Source organism: Crocosphaera sp. Alani8 (genome assembly GCF_038442745.1).
Taxonomy (GTDB): Bacteria; Cyanobacteriota; Cyanobacteriia; order Cyanobacteriales; family Microcystaceae; genus Crocosphaera.
The window spans coordinates 1-19382 of record NZ_JARVCN010000470.1 but is presented as its reverse complement, the minus strand read 5'-3'; the positions used below and the strand labels follow the sequence as shown (position 1 = coordinate 19382).

General features: G+C 42.0%; 16 protein-coding genes and 2 pseudogenes. 5 read left to right on the top strand and 13 right to left on the bottom strand.

Annotation, left to right across the window (positions count from 1 at the left end):
• Window positions 1–75: 75 nt before the first annotated feature.
• The gene (locus tag P9B04_RS23315) at window positions 76–762 is read left to right on the top strand and encodes a hypothetical protein (protein ID WP_342057350.1); all 687 of its coding nucleotides are present in this window, start codon (window positions 76–78) and stop codon (window positions 760–762) included.
• Between the two features lies 1 nt (window position 763).
• Window positions 764–916: a KilA-N domain-containing protein gene (locus P9B04_RS23310; RefSeq protein ID WP_342057349.1), complete on the top strand. Its 153-nt coding sequence runs from the start codon at window positions 764–766 to the stop codon at window positions 914–916.
• A 58-nt stretch (window positions 917–974) separates the two neighbouring features.
• Here P9B04_RS23310 and P9B04_RS23305 read toward each other — a convergent pair whose 3' ends face one another.
• From P9B04_RS23305 to P9B04_RS23270, 9 genes and pseudogenes are all read right to left on the bottom strand, one after another.
• Window positions 975–4130, bottom strand: a complete 3156-nt coding sequence (locus P9B04_RS23305; RefSeq protein WP_342057348.1) for a plasmid replication protein, CyRepA1 family — start codon at window positions 4128–4130, stop codon at window positions 975–977.
• A 272-nt stretch (window positions 4131–4402) separates the two neighbouring features.
• Complete coding sequence (locus P9B04_RS23300; protein ID WP_342057347.1) at window positions 4403–4687, bottom strand: DNA-binding protein; 285 nt, start codon at window positions 4685–4687, stop codon at window positions 4403–4405.
• 110 nt (window positions 4688–4797) lie between these two features.
• Window positions 4798–5082: pseudogene (locus tag P9B04_RS25265) on the bottom strand (iron uptake porin); the annotation flags it as partial.
• A gap of 549 nt (window positions 5083–5631) precedes the next feature.
• A pseudogene (locus tag P9B04_RS25260) lies at window positions 5632–6087 on the bottom strand (S-layer homology domain-containing protein); the annotation flags it as partial.
• Between the two features lie 599 nt (window positions 6088–6686).
• Window positions 6687–8099, bottom strand: a complete 1413-nt coding sequence (locus P9B04_RS23290; protein ID WP_342057345.1) for a hypothetical protein — start codon at window positions 8097–8099, stop codon at window positions 6687–6689.
• Entirely contained in the window at window positions 8092–9033 is a 942-nt protein-coding gene (locus tag P9B04_RS23285) for an AAA family ATPase (protein WP_342057344.1), read from the bottom strand. The genes P9B04_RS23290 and P9B04_RS23285 overlap by 8 nt, the downstream gene beginning before the upstream one ends.
• A 52-nt stretch (window positions 9034–9085) precedes the next feature.
• A complete protein-coding gene (locus tag P9B04_RS23280) occupies window positions 9086–10453 on the bottom strand; it encodes a trypsin-like peptidase domain-containing protein (protein WP_342057343.1) in 1368 nt (455 codons plus the stop codon).
• Entirely contained in the window at window positions 10450–10782 is a 333-nt protein-coding gene (locus P9B04_RS23275) for a CU044_2847 family protein (protein ID WP_342057342.1), read from the bottom strand. The genes P9B04_RS23280 and P9B04_RS23275 overlap by 4 nt, the downstream gene beginning before the upstream one ends.
• Before the next feature lie 51 nt (window positions 10783–10833).
• Entirely contained in the window at window positions 10834–11784 is a 951-nt protein-coding gene (locus P9B04_RS23270) for a tyrosine-type recombinase/integrase (RefSeq protein ID WP_342057341.1), read from the bottom strand.
• Window positions 11785–11875: 91 nt separating this feature from the next.
• Here P9B04_RS23270 and P9B04_RS23265 point away from each other — a divergent pair, with 91 nt between their 5' ends.
• Both P9B04_RS23265 and P9B04_RS23260 read left to right on the top strand, forming a co-directional pair.
• Window positions 11876–12010, top strand: a complete 135-nt coding sequence (locus P9B04_RS23265; RefSeq protein ID WP_342057340.1) for a hypothetical protein — start codon at window positions 11876–11878, stop codon at window positions 12008–12010.
• A 314-nt stretch (window positions 12011–12324) separates the two neighbouring features.
• Window positions 12325–12591 carry a hypothetical protein gene (locus P9B04_RS23260; RefSeq protein ID WP_342057339.1) on the top strand — a complete coding sequence of 89 codons (267 nt, stop codon included), beginning with the start codon at window positions 12325–12327 and terminating at the stop codon, window positions 12589–12591.
• 17 nt (window positions 12592–12608) lie between these two features.
• Here P9B04_RS23260 and P9B04_RS23255 read toward each other — a convergent pair whose 3' ends face one another.
• Together P9B04_RS23255 and P9B04_RS23250 are read right to left on the bottom strand one after the other, a co-directional pair.
• Entirely contained in the window at window positions 12609–14408 is a 1800-nt protein-coding gene (locus P9B04_RS23255) for a S8 family peptidase (protein ID WP_342057338.1), read from the bottom strand.
• A gap of 22 nt (window positions 14409–14430) precedes the next feature.
• Window positions 14431–16320 (bottom strand): GMC oxidoreductase, encoded by a 1890-nt coding sequence (locus tag P9B04_RS23250; protein WP_342057337.1) that lies wholly within the window; start codon window positions 16318–16320, stop codon window positions 14431–14433.
• Between the two features lie 148 nt (window positions 16321–16468).
• Between P9B04_RS23250 and P9B04_RS23245 the strand changes: the two genes are divergently transcribed.
• On the top strand, window positions 16469–17041 hold the full coding sequence (locus P9B04_RS23245) for a hypothetical protein (protein ID WP_342057336.1): 573 nt from the start codon (window positions 16469–16471) through the stop codon (window positions 17039–17041).
• A gap of 98 nt (window positions 17042–17139) precedes the next feature.
• On the opposite strand, the gene P9B04_RS23240 is transcribed toward P9B04_RS23245, so the two are convergent.
• Together P9B04_RS23240 and P9B04_RS23235 are read right to left on the bottom strand one after the other, a co-directional pair.
• Complete coding sequence (locus tag P9B04_RS23240; RefSeq protein ID WP_342057335.1) at window positions 17140–17562, bottom strand: hypothetical protein; 423 nt, start codon at window positions 17560–17562, stop codon at window positions 17140–17142.
• The gene (locus P9B04_RS23235) at window positions 17562–18920 is read right to left on the bottom strand and encodes a ParM/StbA family protein (RefSeq protein WP_342057334.1); all 1359 of its coding nucleotides are present in this window, start codon (window positions 18918–18920) and stop codon (window positions 17562–17564) included. The genes P9B04_RS23240 and P9B04_RS23235 overlap by 1 nt, the downstream gene beginning before the upstream one ends.
• Between the last annotated feature and the right edge of the window lie 462 nt (window positions 18921–19382).

Sequence of the window (19382 nt, the reverse complement as noted above, 5' to 3'; positions counted from 1 at the left end):
ATCTATTAGTAAAGGGTTTTATAAGGGGGTTAAAAAGAGCGGATTTGGTATGACTATGAATTTTTGCACCAGCAAATGGAGGACAGACAAACTTATATAAAAAAAAGTATCGATGCTCAAATTATGGATTTAGCTGATGAAATTGCTTATGCAGCACATGATTTAGAAGATGCTATCAGCTTTGGTTTTGTTAGTTTGGCTGAGATGATGCACGAATTTGATATTAGTGATAAATATAAATCTGCTAGTGAAAAATTTAAAGAAATCGCTTATCAATCCAGAGAAGTAGCCACAAAAGCAAAACGCCTTGGTACATCTGAAGAATACTCATTTATTCTCAGAAAAGAATTAACGTCAAATATTGTTCATCACCTGATTTTAGATATTGGCAAAGTAGAATGTAAAGATGGCTCAGAGCAACTTGGATATAAGACTTTAAGTAAATTAGCTGAAGGTCTAAAAAAATTAGTCTTTAAAGCCCTATTGAGAAAAAAAGATATTCAGCTTTATGAAAAACAAGGAGAACGAATTATTAGAGGTCTTTTTGAAGTTTATAATGATCCAAAATTCAACAAAGATTTATTACTCTTGCCCCCAGAACTACGAGCCATCGCCCATGCCCAAACAGATAAGACTCTATTACAGCGAGTAGTTATTGATTATATTGCAGGAATGATGGACTCATTCGCAGTAAAAGAGTATCAAAGATATTATGGAGCATCATCTCTAGACATAATTTATCAGCAAAATAGGGGAGAATAAAATGTTATATCTTGAACATAATGTGGTGGATTTAGTTGTTAGCAAAAGAAAAAAAGATGGTTATATCAATGCTAGTAAACTAACCAAAGCTTATGAACGGCAAACGGGAAAATATAGAAATCCTAATGCTTGGTTACGAAGTCAAACCAATTAATACAAAACTTAAACCTACTTCAATTGACAATGATAGGTGATATTTCTCCCACAAGAGCTTAGGCACACATCCCCTGTTCAATAGTATTTATAGGAGAGGTGTGACACCCTACACTATCCCTCTCAAACCATCGAGCAAAAATACTCATGCGGTCATCAGGGTTTAAACTCATCATCTTATACTCCCTAATTCTTTTACCATTGACCCGCCGTTGTCCAATACAAGTCAACTTAATTCCAAGCAGCGACTCCAACAACCGTTGACCCACACCCACAGGGGTATCCCTTTCAGGACTAATGCTCATATTCAAATACTCTTTAATTTGCTCCCTATTTATTGGCTGACAAATAAGCTCAAACCATTCCCTTAGATTGTCGTGGGTAAACACTTTATCAGGGTCAAAAAATTGCTTGATGTTAATACATTCCAATGCCTTAACAACAGCAGAAAGTACAGCCTTATTCACATCCGGCGTAAACCCTTTCCCTGGACTATTTTTAGTTAACTTCTCTACCTTCTTTTTATCCCTTTCTTTAAGAAACGGTTTACCCGTTGTCAAATAGTAGTGTAAAGTCAACTTACCAAACCAACCCTCATCATCTTTTTTAACCATGTCAGGGCTAATGTCTTCCGTACCATAACGACGGCATAATTCCCCTTTACGCTGGCGATGTCGGTCTTCTTTGCTTTTCTTTTTCTTCTCTTTTAATTCATTTAATTCGGCATCACTAGGGTTCTTTTGGGCAGAGATACTCTGATTTTCTTGGTTATAATTTTCCTCTTGATTTGCCTTAATCATCCCTTTAATTTCCTCCGTATCTGACTTTTCCTCCTCAACCGAATCAGGCGTAGAATTAATAATCTCATACCCATCTTCTGCTAATTTGCTGAGGATAAACTCTCGATAATGACGATAGCCTAAATTAACTAAACAACACTTTTTAACCCAAGTCGAAAGGTGTTCAGGGTGTTCTCCATCTAAGGCAGCTAAAGTATCACTTTGAGCCAGTAAATTCAGATTAGTGGTAAAGACTTTCTTTTGACTCTTTAATAACCCTCGATGATCTGTCGCGCCATTACCAATGCGAGTTGATGAGGTTTTTTTAACATACAAATAACGAGGGACATCATCCCTGACTCGTTCGATGGTTTGACAGACAGCTTCAACAGTTTGCACACCCCCGGCAAAACAGTAGACCCCATCAAAGTGCTTGACATCGATACTCACCCCTGTTTCTAATACCGGGGAGGTGATCACAATGTCATAGAGGGGGAGAACCGCATTAAGATTCCCCATAACCCCATCGGCAGGGTGTGACAGTTCCGTTGACGATTCCCCATCCACTCTTAAAATCTTGAGATTAAGATGCTTAAAGACTTGTTTGATGAGGATTTCAAGGTTAATGGTTGACCATTGACTCCTGGCCTTTTGGGCTGCGGTGTGAATAATAATTTTTTCTCCTCGCTCAATGGCCTCAAAGATTTGTTTGAGAAGCATTTCAGGAGAGTCGAAATTATAAAGAATTCGTTTCCCTTGGTTGGGGTTATAGTGATTTTCTACGATCCATCGCTTGACCGGATGGCCGATTAACTTCTCCATGTACTCGATGGCCAAGGGTGATAAATCAGCATCAGAGAGAAAGATTTTCCCACCGCCTTCAATGACATTCTGCACCAACTCTTTAAACGTTTCGAGCATGGGTACACGATTGAATTTACAGGTAGGAGAATTTAAAGCGTGCCAGATCACTTGGTCAGCTTCATCAAGCATTAATATGGCTCCTGACCAATTATGGGGCTTAAAAGGCGGATTGGCATGGGGATGAAGAGAATCCACACAGAGACTATAACCCAGTTGCCGTCCTGCTTTGGTTAATTCGGTGCGGTATTCTATGTTTAAGCGTCTTCCCAGTTCTTTGGCCAATTGTTGTCGGTGTAATGGCACTAGGATGGGAATGCCCTGGTCTAAGGCAATACCAGCGATTTTGGCAAGTAATTCGGTCTTTCCTGTTTTCTTAGCGGATTTTATGCCGATTAATTGGGCATTGTCAGGAATTTCTATATCTAAGTAACGTTGGTTAACGTTTAGGTCAACTAAATGGGAAATACTGGTGAGATTTTTATTGTCCCATTGGGGGAAGGAAACGGCACTGTTGATGACGGTTTTAGCTAAGTCAGCCCCTTGGTTAACGATGAGGTCATCGAGTCCTTTGCCTAACAAGGCATCCCAGAGAACAATGTGAGGCTGGCCACCGGCTTTGGATATGGCGATCGCCAGTCTTCTAATACCTTTGATGACGGCTTGTTTGGCTTTGGGGTTGATATCACGGTCAAAGCCGATGTTAACCCGTCGTCCTTTGACTAGGGGAATTAATTCGGGGATGAGGGTCAGGGGAATGATATTCCCCTCTGAGTCTTTGTTTTTTGCCCCACATTGGCAGCCAAACAGGGAAATGGTAGGAATTCCTATAGAGAGGCTAGAAAGGGTCTTCTTGACCCCTTCTGTGAGGGTTAAGGGTATGGTGGTGGTTTGGAACCATTCCCAATATCCCTTAATGACAATGTTCTGCTCTCTTAGTTCTTTCGAGAATTCTGATAGCGCAAAATCCGCAAGAGGTGCTGTCCCCTGGATGATAGTCGGCGATGTAGTTGGGGTATTGTTGATTGAACCATTCAACAACTGTAACCAGATGTTTTTTGCGTTTTCGTTTGAAGAGGAAATGCCCTTGTCCTTCCCCTTGTTCTTTCCAATGCTTAAGCAATAGCCTTCTAAGCTGTTCAGGAGTGTTGTGTTGGTCACTACTAAACCCTTTAGCCATTGAATTAACCTCTCTGGTAACGGTTGCTGATGTTCGATACACATAGCCAACCACGTTAGGGCTGGCACGGGGGGCAGGTAAGGAACGTCCCCTATGCCTCTGGGGGCGTAATATTTTCCTGTTTTGTTCCCTGTGTCGGCTTGACCATAAACTTTGGTTTGAAACAGTTTGCCATTTTCTGAGTAGAAGGCCGCCCCAAGAAGATTGGGCTTGGCTTGATGACCAAATCGGGTGTATTTCCATCCCAGGAGGTCATATAAGGGCGTTTCCGTTACTTCTTTGGTAATGGAGTCAATTTCGAGGTCGGGGACGATTTTGACGGCAAAATCGTAGAGGTCAGGGGCGATTCCTGACGATGTGATGAATTCCTGACGGATTAAGGGGTTATTGATCACGCTTCCCCCTTCTCTTTAAGTGACAGCCAGAAAGGGTTAGGGATTCGGCGATGCTTAAGGGTTGCAGAGGATTTCCAGACAGCAGAATTGTAGGCAATACTTGTCTGTTCCCACCGAAATGAGGTAGGATTAATCATAAGTATTATTGTATTTTTGCAGATACGCAACGAACCCTGCTTTTCGGTGGAATGTAGAGCGGGGTTTTGTTGTGTCTTATGATTTAGTATATCTTAATTGTTCTACTCCCCGAACTTATTTTCAACAAAAGGTGATTAAGATTTTTTACGATTTCGATATTTTTGAATATATTTCAAAGCGTCTGCATCGGGAACTAGAAAAACTTGAGCCACCTTATAGCCTTTGAGAGAAGGTTCTAAACCAACTGCTGGTCGTCCCAAGATATCATATTGAATCTTACGCGAAGTCATTCCTATCTCACTAGAGATTTCCTCAAGTGTCCAATATCCAGGGATAGTGGCTTCTTTACGTTTGAGTGGCGGATCAAAATCTTCGGGACGCAGAATATTATTTTCTGAAATGGTTAGGGATTTAGACATTTAAACGTATTAGGAATACTCCTTCAATACCTCCATAATAAATGGAATAGTTACTTCAATATCTGCTTGAGCTTTTTTTTATCAGCTTCTGATATTTCTGAGTTATTAATTAGAGCATTTATCTCTAAGTCTAACTCGTTCATCAATTGCTTTAGCTTCTCTATATCCTCTCGAAGAACAGCCACATTCTCTTGTATCAAACGTTCCATAACATTTAAACACGCATTCATTAGTGCTGCCATGTCTCTACGAGGCGTCGGGTTTTCAGGAGTAAATCTTCGATAAGGATCTCCGACGGCACACCCATATCTCTCTACAAGACCGCGCAAGTCTTCATAAAATAAACTGGTAGGACTACTATCTTGTAACTCACTGGTTGAGGTGACCTGCGGTAGTGTTTTAGTATCGGGAGAAGAAGGTTCTAGAGGGGGGATACTCACGTCAGGCCGGTCCCAGTCTATTCTTTTGTAGAAATTTAAGAAATCTTCTAAATCTTCTAAATTAATGTTTTGACTTTTTAATTCTTTCACTATCTGTTGAAATTCTGTTTTTGCTTTCTCGATGTCCTGACGACAGCCAGCAACTGCTACTGTTAAAATTCTCTCAAACCCATTCAAAAATCGGTTAATAAACATTGACATATTTCCTCTGAGTACGGGTTCGTTTCCAGCAAAACTACCTTTTGGAGCCATAAAACTATGGTCGGATATCCAATTAACAATCTGATAAGATTCGTAATACCAGTCATTAGTTTTGACATCATTTGGTCTTCTAAAAGTGTTTAGTTTAGGCTCTTCGGGAGAAAGACACTTATTATTTTTATAATCCAACGAGAGAGATTTGAAGATTTGTTCTGTATCCTTTCCGAGTGCATAAAACTGTTCTTGTACCAGACTTTGAAAAACTCGAAATGCGTTACCTTCCCAATTAATTAATTCAGCCTTAGTCATAGCTTGATTAGGACGAAAACTCCCGTCTTCGTAAGGATAAATAATTCCGTAGCGTTCTGCCAAACTACGAAGAGCTTCGTAATACCAATCACGAGGAGAGATATCTCTTAGCTCACTGACTGAGGTAACTCGCTCCGTATTATGTAAAGGATGAGTACCTGGTAAGTCTAGGGCTATGTTAGTGATTGAGCTAGGGGGGCGAACAATAAGAGAGCGAGTTGATAGGTAGTAAATTATGAAGAGAGGGACAGAAGCAATGAGGACAACTCCAATTATTTGGCGATATCTCTTCAAAAAATTAGCTGCAATGGTCAGTCGAGAAAATCTAGCTTTGACGGAATCTGGAATAGGTAAATTTACCCCAGCAACTCGTATTTGATTGTTCTCATCTAACACTGGAGTTAGTATTTTAGCTGCTCCTTTGACATCTCCCTGGACATAATCTTTCATGCCGCGAGCATAAACTAATAAAGGCTTATAATCGGAGAGTTCTTCAGCAAAAAGTTCCAAAACAGAAGTCAGACGTTCCCATTCTGTTAAGTCTTTGTGACTGAGAGTAGATAGCATAGCAGCGATTTCCTGTGCTGCCTGTTTAGGATTCGTATAAGTGAGTGCTGTCCATCGCTGAGATTTAGCAAAGTCACTGAGATCAATGTCAGGACTTTCCAGTTGAGGACGGACGTAGGTGAGCAAAAATTCAGCAACCTCTCGTATGCGGAGAGAACTAAAGCGGGAATCTTGTTGAAGCCGATAAAGCAGTTCTTGACGGATCTCTTCATCCATTTCATAAAGTTCACTGCCTACTTCATCACACAGGCAAGAGAACAATAAATCTGTTACTGCGACCCAAGGAACGTTGAGAGCCACCTTATTCATATCCCACTGGAATTCAGCCCAAAGTCGGTAAAGTAAATCTGGTGTTAATGCTAGTGGAACGGCTGCGTGGTAGGCTAGTTGGAGGTGTGCTTCTCCGTATCGCTGCTCAAAAGAGGTAATGCGCTCAAGAGTTTGTTGAGAACTGGTTGTGGGTAACTGTTGTTTAGACTGAATCATTGATTTTTCTCTAAATTATCAACAATAGGGGAATGCCCCCGCAAAACATCTATTGCTAGATCTAGTCCTTGGCGATTCATCTCAAACATAGGAACGAAACGAGCAATTTCCTGAGCCGTAGTATCTTGCCAACGATTCCTTGGCATGGGATTGAGCCATGCGACCTGACGAACTTTCAATTTGACTTGACTCAGAAAATTTTTTGTCAGTCGGATCCGCTCTGGATTTAAACCGCCACGGGATGCCCCAGCATCACTAATGAGGAGTACAGCCGCTCGCATCGGAGAGAGTTGTGCCATAACGTTGGGAATAGGTTCTGCTTCTAGGTGATTTGGATCTCGATAGATATACCTAACTGGACAGTTATGGAAGTAGTAGATCCCTGCAGTTCCTAAGCGACCTTCCTGGGAAGCAGTTTCAGCTATTCGCTGGGATAGGGAATGAAAAGGAACCATTGATCCCTCTCGATCTATCAGGAGTAATAGTTCAGTTTTGTTGACATAGCGGGGCATTAGAATAACGTTTAATAGCCCACCTTGACGGGCTGCTTGCTCGACAGTAGCTTCAATATCCAGTTCTATTGGTGGGCCTTCCCTGACTGAATGGCGCAAATATCGCCAACTCTGCTTCATTTGCCGACGGGTAATGGGAAGAAAATCAGTATTTGAAGAAAATCCTTGGCTTAAAAATATCTGGGCTACTTGCACCTCGTCTTCTATGTCACGAATCAACTCTGAGATAGCAGCCTGTGGGTCACTATCTGTTAGAGAGGATGTTGCATCCTCCTCCTTCACTTCCTTATCCTTTCCCATAAGAACTAACAAACAACCAGTGAGTAGAACTGCTGTTAGTGAAAAACCCCACCAATAATCAATATTTAACCCTGTTGATGTAGGTTCGACAGGTATTACTTGTTCGTCTGGTGGAGGGGATTCAGGAGAATTGTCAGGAACGTTGGGTATTGGAGACGGACTAGAATCTGTTTCTGGAATTTCTACAATTTTGGAATTTTCTGGAAGTTCTACGACTGGCGACTTCGGTTTGGAAACACTCCACCAGACAAATGTGGCTCCCAGAACAAAAATTGCTCCCACAAGGATGAGGCGAATTCTCTGCGGGGTTTTGGTCTGAGTGTTATCTTTCTGTTTTTCTGTCTCCTGTTTAGAGTCAGACCCTTTGCGGAGATTAGTCTCCTGTTCTAAAAACTTATCAAAGTAATAATTAAAAATGCGTAGTTCATCAGGGGATTTCACCCATATAGTACGACAGAGACGTTGTAAAGCCTTATAGTCAGAAGTGCCAATTCCTCGTTGTAAAGCAGTTAGCATTAGCTTATATTCGCTAATACCGAGAGAAAGACCGGCTTTACGGAGTTGAATGAACAAGTCTAGCAGGGGAAAGTTATTCATTTCTTTTATTTTTATTAAGATGGCGAATCTGATCCTCCCGACTTTTTAAGAGCGTCCCTAAATAGGGCAAATCTCCGTCTAGTTTTTCTAACCCCATATCTTGAGGGAGAGAATGCAGAATTCTAAACCAGTCAATAAGTTCACTGGTATTAACGGCTTTAGTACGACCGCTTTCATACGCTTGCATTTCCTGTCGCAGATCTTGAAAGCGATCAATAGATTTTTCGAGTAGCGTCTCCGGTGCCTTAGGAAAATGGGCTTGAATAATTTTAATTAACCGCTCTCGACTGGGAAATTCAATGTAGTGAAACAAACAGCGTCGTAAAAAAGCGTTAGATAAATCTTTCTCATCATTACTGGTAATAATGACAATGGGGGGATATTTTGCCCTAATTTCTTTTCCAGTCTCCTCAATGATGAACCGTCTTTCATCAATTTCTAGCAGCAAATCATTGGGAAAATCTATATCCGCTTTATCGATTTCATCAATCAGCACCACAGTATGCTGTTCCTTTAAGAAGGCACGCCCCAAAGGACCCAAGCGGACATAGGTGCTGGGGTCTTGGACACGCTGAATATCTTCCTCTTTTGAGAACTGTTTCGCTGCCGCCAGTTGGGCATCTCGCAAACGCCCTACAGTATCATAAGTATATAAGCCATCTTTTGCCCGACTTGTTGATTTAACGTACCAAGCTTCAAAGGGGAGGTTAAGGGAATAAGCTACTGAATAAGCTAACTGGGTTTTTCCACATCCTGGTTCTCCTTTAAGTAGTAGGGGGCGTTGGAGTTGAATAGCTAAATTAACGGACTCAACTAAGTCCTCATCGGGAATATAGGGAAGTATAGGTTTGCCTGACCCATCTCTTTCCCTAGCAGTAGGCTGTACACTATGTGTATATTTAAGAGCGATATCATTCAGGATAACTTCTTCCATCTTTTTTCCTTTTTTTACTTATAGATAGCAGTAGGCTGTCAAGACTTATTTTTCAAAGTTTTAACCAAATCTCCGACTCCTCATACCAATCTAGACCACACTGATCGCAAATTTCTCTTAAAACCTCTTCTGGAATTCCAGAATCACTGTTCTCTAAGATTGTTTCAACGGCTTCGTCGATTTCTTTGGTGAGTTTTGTCGGTAAATCGCTGTACTCGTCCTCTATCCAGTTAGTCAGTTCTCTGTTAGAAAATTCGTGAATTTCTGGGGTTTTAATAGGCTTATCTGGCTTCCAATTGGCATCCAGTTTTTCCACAAAAGGAATATTCCAGTCAGCTACGCATCCCTCATAATCTACAAGAAACATCAGCAACTTAAACTGGCACTCTTCGTTTAGCGATTCCTTCACCTTCGCCGCCAGGGGTAACCAGAAATCTTGAATTAACTCATGAAAGGCACTTTCAGGCATAAAATCCACTTGGTGGAAAATCAGGAGAACATCCTGCGTTCGCCACCACTTATAAACCCCTTCGGCAATTTCTTCAAGTGAGAACTGCCTTCCCCGCAGGCCAACTCTACCCCCTAATTCCCGCCAAAGGGCTTTGGCATCGCTCTTTCGCACGCGGCGGCTAACATCGATCTTGACTACCTTTCCTGTTACCCATAAAGGAAGATACTGCACCACCAGACGATTCAACAACCACCGTTGACCATATCCTAGTGACCCGTGAATCAAAAAGGCGGCTACATCATGAGTATTGATGACCCTGAGAAACAGGCGAGCTTGCTCCCGATAGCCTAACTTTAATAAATTGCGATAGAGTTGCTGGCTGTCAGGAATCTGCCAAATTCTAGACAATGCGTCAATAGATATTGCTAAACCTATTTTCCCTCCCTGTCTATGGCTCACAATACCCACAATTTTTCCCGTCACTGCGTCCACTATGGGAGAGCCACTGTAGCCAGGTTCTAGACTATATTTTTCGTCTACAATTTGCAGATCCCAAACTGGTGTATTTGTACCAGGTTTAATTTGCAATCCTCCTTGATTTCCTAAAGTACCTCGAAGTGGTCTAATCAGATGCCCTTTTGCGTATGCTTGAAATCCAGCCATAACTACAGCCCTGTCCTTCTCACCGCAACTCTGAGTTTGAAGTGCTGGTTTATTCCATAAACCTTCAACCCTCAAAATCGCCAGATCTAAGCCGATATCTTGACCAGAAGACACCAAGGTTGCGTTTTGTCCATCAACCAAAATCTGATTGACCCCACCTACATCCTCGATAACATGAGCACAAGTTAGAATATGACCTACGCCGCTTGTCTGACGAATGACGAATCCTGTCCCGAATTTTTTTATGTCAGGGTTACTTCCAGTAATAAGTACAATTGACTTTTGTATCTCTTCTTCTAGTGTCATTTGGTTAAGGTATTAGACTGAGTAGCAGAGTTTAGAATCAATTTAACGGTTAAATTTGACTCTACCTTCGACTTTGTAATATAAAGATTACCCTCCAGTTCAAAAGCTAGACCAATTTCAACTTCTACTTGATCGATGGTCATTTCTTTATTGATCTCCTCCCACGTCTCCTTAATCGGACGACAGACCTTAGTTAGCAACGGTTTAATTTGCTCAAAGGTTGAATTAACTCGATCAGCATAGCCCCCAGCTATCTCCCGTGCTTTTTCCTCTGGTACCTCAACTTCCACAAGGGCTCCATCTTCTAGTTGAATCAAATTAGTTGCCATTTCTACTTGCTACCTTTAATTTTCTCCAAATTTTATCTTAAATTTCTTCAGTCAAATCGACAATACTTGAACCGCCCTTCTTTTAGTCTCTTCCCCCCGTCGATCATACTTAGCCGTCGTTTCAGGAGACGCATGACCTGCTAACTTCTGCACCGTCACCAGATCCACCCCTGCATCTAACAAATCACTACAAAAGGTCCGTCTGAAATCATGGGGGGAAAACGACTCAATCCCTGCCTGCAGGGCCCTTTTCTTCACAATCTTTAACACCGCATCAGGATTAAGATGTCGCTGCTCAATGCGTCCCCCCTTGCGAATGGGACACAACAACGCCCCTTCAAACTCCCCACGCACCCCTAACCAACCCTCTACTAAGCAGATCACTGACTCAGGCAAATACACCGTCCGATCCTTATCCCCCTTGCCTCCCCTCACTTCTAACACCCCACCATCGCTGGTAAAATCTTTGACCTCTAACGCCACCAGTTCAGCCCGTCTTAACCCCGTCCCCCGTAAAATGCCCATTAACGCTGTATCCCTTACCCCAAGGGGACTTGAATCATTAACACAAACCCCCATCAACGCCTCAATTTCCAATGAAGTTAACGCCCGTCCCCTAAGCCGTTTTTTGCCCTTAACACTAGGCAAATCAACCGCCTTGGCATAATCAGCAGCGTCCATTAAATCCAAGCGTAACGCCTCTTCCAATACCCGTCGCAGCGCACAAAGCATCTTATTCGTCGTCGTCGCCGAATATCGCTGTTTAAGCTCTCGTCTAATGGTGGCCGTATGGTGATAACGTAACTTAGACCAGTCCAAAGTCATCGCATCACAGTCCCCTTCTGTCAACAAAGAAGCCATCACATCTAACGACTGCTTCATGGTGATCACCGACCCAGGACTCAACGAATGAAGGTAGACCGCCGCCGGATGAAGGGACAAAGGAACCGGCGCAGCCAGCTTCAAATTATTTGCACTATCATAAATTAAACTACTCACCACTTAACAAAAATAACTCTTTAAAACTCTTATTCTAAATCCCTATTGTCTCATTTATTGAGTAATAGTCATAATCGGCGTTTGAGGAGTATCTGTGACAAAAGTGCCGTTAAGGGATCGGCGATCGCTAAAAGTTAGGAAAAATAAAAATAACTTTGCCGAAAATGGCAGTGGACTATCTCAAATCAAGAAGCTTCAAACCCTTATAGATGGGGATTTTTCAAATTAAACATTGCCTAGTTTGCACCCTTTTAGGCAATGTTTGAGACTGTATATACATGGTGAATTAAGGGGTGTATATACATGGTGGTTTACAGAATTTTACATCGTGGCTGATTTTGCACGTATTCTTTCCCAACCCCAAGTAAGTATAAAGAAAAGCTGAGTTCTGAAAGGCATACCCTGAAGAAGATAATGGAATTTTTAGCTAATAACAGCAGAAGCGATAACTAAGCTAGTTACAAAAATACCTCTTTGTTAAGAGGTATTTTATGTTGCAATGACTTAAAATTAAGTTAGGTAAATTGATAAAAAATAAGACTTATGTGGTTACAACCCGTTCAAAATCCCCCAGTTCAAAATCCGTCATGTAGAGTTTCTGCACTCATCTCACCTCGTCAGGGTCATACCCAAGAAGAAGTAGTCAGTCAACTAGAAAAGTTTGGAGCAGAGAATTTACAGTTTCCTGCTGATGGTTTTATTTCCGCAGAAATTAATTCTGATTCGGTTAAAAATTTACAGAATTTAGCCGTAGTAGAAATTAAGCAAAAATACCAAATGAGAAACGGACAAAATCGCTTTAATTGCTAGAGATTTCGTCCATTTTCTTAGTTTTCTACTTTGGCTAATGCAGCAATAATATCGAGCTTCCCATATCCATAGATAGGAGTCCAAAGAGTGTCTTGAGTATGGACATCTTTTTTTGCTGTTTCTTGGAAAATCGCTTTAATTTGATTTGGCGTTAGAGTTGGGTCTTTTTCTAACATTAATGCTATTGCACCTGTTACAACAGGGGCAGACATACTCGTACCTTCAATAGAAAGCAGGCGATCGCTTCTTTTAGCTCTGACCGATACATTTGATAAGCTCGATCCGTCGGCTAAACCAGCAGTAATATATTGACCAGGAGCGGAAATTTCAGGCTTCCAACGACCATCTCTAGTAGGGCCTAAACTGCTAAAGTTGCTAGAGCGTCCGACAAAGGCTCTCCCATCTTGTTGCATTCCTGCATCGCTATCCCAAGTATTTTTCGATACGTGACTGGCAACAGCTATACAACCTTCGGCAGTGGCGGGAATGCCGACAGTACCTTCGGCTTTCACTAAAGGATGGGGTTTAAATCGAGCAAATCCCGAATTAGCAAACCAACCATCAAATCGCCCTACAGTTGCAGAAATACAACTAATGCGAAAACGCCAATCTTCTAGAGCATTAGGAGGCAAACTAAAAGTATTAAAGCTAATAAAAACTTGAATTTGAATCAAGTTATTTTGAATGTAGGATCGGCGACTCAATTCTATCTGTACATTCCCTCCACTATAGCTGTCTGTATTACCTAAAGTAGGGACGGGTAATGCTTGTCCAGAAGGAGTAATTAACTCAATATTATAGTCATCTGTATTGGGATACCAAAAAGTGGCTGGAGCAACAGGAGGATTGTTAGGAGAATTGCTAGGAAAAATATCAAAGATGACTTCTTCCATTTGGTTGGGAACGAATAGACCGTTGAGATGCAAAGAGTCATTACGTTCGTTTCCTGCCGAGACAACTAATATTTTACCCTGTCCTACTAAAGCATCGTATAAGCGTTCTGCATTGCTCGTTCCGTCGTGACTGCCAAAATGTCCGCCAAGACTGAGATTGGCTACGCAAGGATTACTGCCTGCTTTTGTATAAATCCAGGATACGGCGAGGTCTACATTGCTAAAGTCGGTTTTAACTAGCAAAAATTTCGCGTTGGGGGCAATTCCTTCGTATTTTCCGAATTTACTACCTCCTGCGATCGTAGCAACGTGAGTTCCGTGTCCGTCAGTATCTTTACCTGGTTTAGCTCCTCCTGCTACCCATTGACTTTCTAAAGTAGCAGTATCGTATTCTGGATTACCAAATACTGTTTGATCCAGTAAAGCGACTACTCTAAGATTTCCCGCACCGTCGCGAAACATTGGATGAGTCAGATCGAAGCCAGAATCCACAATACCGATATAAACATTGTTTCCTGTTTGTGGAACAGCACGAGTACCACTAGCAATTAAACCAATTTCGTTTGATGCGGTATCTAATTTAGGAGTGTAAGTTTTTTTGGTTTCAATTTTCTCGATATATTCATTTTCTACTAATTCTTGGAGAGTGGAAACGCTTAATTTCCCCGAATAGTATTCTCCACCGATTAATTCTAAATTTTCTTCTTCACTTAAATCTGGTTTGCTCTGTTCAAAAGAGCTATTGTTATTAACTTTGATGCTAACAGCCACTAAATCTTGAGGGAGTGTTGGCGTTTGGGTATCGCTCAAAAAACCCGTACTTCGCGCAGCAGCTATAGGTTGCTGTTGTTGTTTTCTACTTTCTAGAATTGATGAAAGAGAGACAGATAGTTTTTCTGATAAAGAGAAACTGTGTTTTTCCATGATTTTTCAGGTTTGTTATCTACTAAGGAAGTCTGTTTTTAATGGTTTCTGCCAAGCGCAGAGATAAAGCAGCAAGGGTCAAAGCAGGATTGGCTACAGGAATGAAAGGCCATACTGAAGGGTCTGCACAGTAGAGATTGTCATAAATTTCAAATTTGAGATCGGTATCTACTACACCACTACCATCGCCACTCATTCTCATTGTCCCGCCTGCATGATGCACTGTACCTTCGTTGCCGTAACCGAGTCCTTCATCGGGGTTGTGGGGGATGCCCAAAGAGCCTAAAATGGCATTTCGCATTTGCTTGACGCTCTCAAAGTGAGGTCTGCCCGTTTCGTTGCGGTTAACTTTAACCGATAATTTTTGATTGATGCCGTTAGAGCGAATAAAATTGCTGTCGTCGAGAAAGCTAGAAAAAGGGAAAGTAAGCTTAATCGTTGTCATATCTGGTTCTTGGGCAATATCGGGGTCTGGTCGGCGTAAATTCCAATAAACGGGATTAATTAAGACTTCAATGTTGAATGGGCGATTATTTACCGTGGCATTGCGATCGCTCATGAAGACTTTGGCGTGTTTGTCTTTACCCGCAAAAGGACTGCCATCGGGAATTATATATTCGGCAGAAAAATAGGCTGGATGGTCTGTCAGTCCCACACCTATTTTGTTGCTAGGATCGTTTAAGTTACTGTTTAAAGCAATTTTAGGGCTTTCGAGAGAGCCAGCAGCTAAAACGATTACCTTCCCTTGGTATCTTCTGGTAACGTTGCCAATTAAATCCTCACAAATTACCGCAGTAGCCTTTGTCCCGTCGGTTTCTATTTGAGTTACTAAATGACCTAAGTTGATAGTTAAATTGTCTCTTCCCGCAACTCCATTAAAAGCCATAGAAACCAAAAGGCTCTCAGTAGTGGAAAATGTCCCCGTAGAGCTTTCTAAAACGTTCTCAATGGTATTTGTATCGCTAATGTTGGGTTGATGTCGAGAATGGGGCAAATCCTCAACAATCCAATCGCTAAAATCAGCAGTCAGTTTGCTAACTACACTATCTTGGAAAGGACCATTAGTTTTTCCCTTACGCATTAGTTGCTCTGCTGGCTCGTATCCGTTGAGACTTTGGAAAAAATCCCGAATCTCAACTGGCCAAAACCCTAATTCCCAATCTCGCATTCGAGGAATGAGTCCAGACCAATAGTTAGAGCGACCGCCCAAGCTTAAATGTACTCCCAGAATAAAATCCGATCCAGGCTCGTTATTGTAGTGTCCTACCTGATGGTGACCTGGCAATCTAGACCAGTCTCCAGGGAGATTAGTAATGTGAGTGGGAAAAGTCAATCCTCCAGCTTCTAACACTAAAGTTTTAACGCCAGAATCGGCTAAAGCATCGGCTAATACTCCTCCACCAATGCCAGAGCCGATAACGATAACATCGTATTCAATATCTTCGCGAGTATTATTGGGGATGCCGTCTTGAGCTATTCTCGTCTTGTCGATATGGAAGTTGTCGTAGCCGTGAAGGTAACGGTCGGGACTGGCGGGAAATTGCACCTGAGTCTCGGTAAAAAAAGCATCTGCATTAGTGGATACGTTGAAATTAAAACCATCCATCCAATAGGTGCGGTCTAAAATAAATTTGAATTCGATATTGCCAGAATAGCTAGATTTTTCGAGAAAAAATTCCCAACCGCCAAATTGATATGTCCCAAAAATATCTTTTGTCCAACCATCTTGAGCGTTGCGTAGGGTAACGAGATGATTTGGCGCGTATTGACTTGTCTCGAAGCGAATTTTCAAAAGTGCCTTGGGGTTTGCCAAGATAGCTCTTGCTGCAAACTGAGGGGGAAGATTGGCAGGAGATGGCGATTCCCCAATGAAAGTGTCGCCAGTACCACTATGGTATTGAAAATAATCCATCCACAATTTTTCCATCGTTATACAAACACCTCATAAAGAGTTTACCATCTATAACCTTTGAAGAAATTCATCATCTTGTCTATGTGTCGTCTTCAACTATACAGTGTTACCTGAAGACAACACACCTGTACCGTGACAACAACACACCATGTATGTAAAAGAATTATTAGATCGCTATAAGCTTCAATCTCGTAAATCTCTCTACTCTCGTATTTCAGCTGTTGGACTAAAATTACCCAAAGATGACGACGGTAAAGCCTACGCCACCGAACCAATGATCCAACAACTAGACGACCTAGATCAGCACCTTAAAAATGGTGGAAGCCTCAAGAACTACACACCTGTTACCTTAGTGACAACACATCTAGAAAGCTATGATAACGGTAATCTTTTAGACAATACAACACAAACAGCACAACTCACAACACAGCAAACGACACAGATGAGTCGTGAGGAATTACTAGAAATTATTGAGGTATTAGGGGGTGCGATCGCCTCTCGTTTACAACCCATTGACCCCATTGCTTATAACCATTCCCTTGAACAAGCACAAGAAAAAAACTGGATACTCTCAAGCAAAGAAGTTAAACAACTAATCGGCATTAAACCCAGTTGTCCCAAAGGTGAAAACGTATTTACTAGAGGTTGTTGGGCATTTACCAAAGCCGGCAAAATCGGCAATCAGACAGGGTGGCGAGTTAAAAAGATAGTTGAAGACTAAAACCAATACATCAGAACTGTTACCTGGCCACAACACAGCAGCTTTTTAGGTTGACTTAAAAAGCTGCTGTATCAAAAAAAGGTTGTTTAACTTGAGCCTCAAAGTCCCATACTGGTCATTAGATCGTCACCTGGCGATCGTCTTTCTTCCTCTTCATTAAATATTTGGTCATCATCATCATCCTCATCGATCGCCATGGCCACAGATGCCAACTCAGTCGGATGCTCTAGAACATTCCTAATCTGTGGATGATTCACTACTTCTAAATCCATATTCAGTGAAGCATATTGTTGGATCGCCCTAGCCCAACTTAAACACTGTTCAGCACACTGAATAGCGATCCCCTGAAACTGAGGATCATTCTTATCCATCACAAACGGCAAAAAACGAGCTTCTAACGTTTGTGCAGCCAACATCTGTTGATTAAAAGGATTCTCCTGTAAATAACTAATACACTTACCCAGTCCCGAATCAGGATTCGCACGAAGTTTAATATGTTTATCCGTTTCTTTTGACACCATTAGGCCGCCTCCTTCTGCTCGACTTCATAACCAGAGAAAATGGAAAAGAAGCCCCAAACATCCGTAAAACGGTTAATCAAGTTCAGTTTCAGAAACTCCTCATTGTTCTCTTTAATCTCCTTATCGATCCTTAACGCCTCTCCCAATTCCGAAGGACAAGCGGAAGGCATCAACACCTCTATGCCCTCAAAATAATCCGACACCAGATCCAACAAAAATTCGGCAGCCCCACCACAGCAGAACACCCCATCAATTTCTGTCTTTGGCCGTAACGTCGAATTTAACCAATCAGACACTAACGCCCAATATTCCCTTAAACTCGTATCGTAAGCCATTGAGAGCTTCGATACCTCAATGGCTGCTCGTTCTTTATCCGTCGACTTTGTAATCACCGACCAATTTATCTCACTGGCAATCTTTTTCGGCCAAGACCCTTGTTTCCAATAACCGTTATGTTGGGTCTTAATCGCTCGTAAGACATCATTTCTTGACAATCCTGCCACCTTATGCCCCATTTTATCGGTTAAATCATAAAAACCAAGCTCAGTGGTACTGCAAAGTTGACGACAGAGCGTGCCTTTCCTAAAAAACAAACTCGACGTATTCCGATGCCCAAACATCAAAAAGGCGACATTTTTTCTCGTAAAAGCAGACCGGTCATTCATACCCGTCCACATGGCCAGTCCACTGCCTTCCGGGACACACTTATATCGTTCTAACTTCACCTTTAGACGTTGGTGGCGAAAGTAAAACCCACGCAGGGACGACTTTAATTCCGACTCTAACTGTTCCGTTGACGTGATCTCACCGAAAGGCAGCAACACCCCTAAATCTAAACGGAACTCTGTTCCTAACCCTTCTCTTTCAGCGATCGCTCCAATGGCTCCCAATATCTTAGGGGTAGCGATTTCCCACTTCAACGTCTTTAAATTAACAGACGCTTTGAAATCATCAGCTACACGCCCCACAGCATGACACTTTTCTCCCTTCTTAAACCGAATCCAAGCATTATCCTCCGGTCTTCCCATTCCAGAATCTATCGGCAGGGAAGCTTCTGACTCAGGAGGTAAAGCTAAGTGTTCCGGTTCCATCACCATATATTGAACATCTTGGCCTTCTACCTGATAGAGAATTTTATTCAAAGAACTCCCCACATCAAAGCAGACGACGACCTTTTTACGCGGTGTTTGGGATTTAGCCCCTTTTGATCTCTTCCTAGGGGTTTTAGTCTTATCTTCCTGCTCACCATGATTAACAGCAGTTTCCATCTGAGACTCAGACTTATGGGTAATGGGTAGCTCCTGAGAGTCATTTAACTCAGCACTCATTGAGTCTCCCCCCTGCAATGTTTCGCTCATACACTCCTCATGACTTACACTCAACACATCCACTGCCATTTTTTTAGTTACAGAGGCCGTGGTTTTTTTTCTTTATCTCTCAACTTTCTAAAAAACCCCGATTTTCTTTAGATTTATTTAATGTCACTAAACGTTACTACTCGTCATTAAACGTCACTGATTTCTACTACTCGCTACTACTCGTTATCAAAAAAGTGATCTCTCCCCTGTTTTTGACCCCGATCTGACCCTAAATCGATAACGTATCGTAACCCTTAACAACGAAGAGTAACGTCTAGTAACGTACAGTCACCTCTAGTAACAGGCTTTTTTTACACCCCTAGCTCCTGGATTCACCCGATTTTGCTCTGATCTAGGGAGTTAGTGGGTGTTCTTCCCGTAAGGGAAGCCAGCGCACTCCATGTTGAGACATTTTGGCTATACTAGCCAAAAGTCCCAACGGAGTCGCTGTCCAGGGGGACA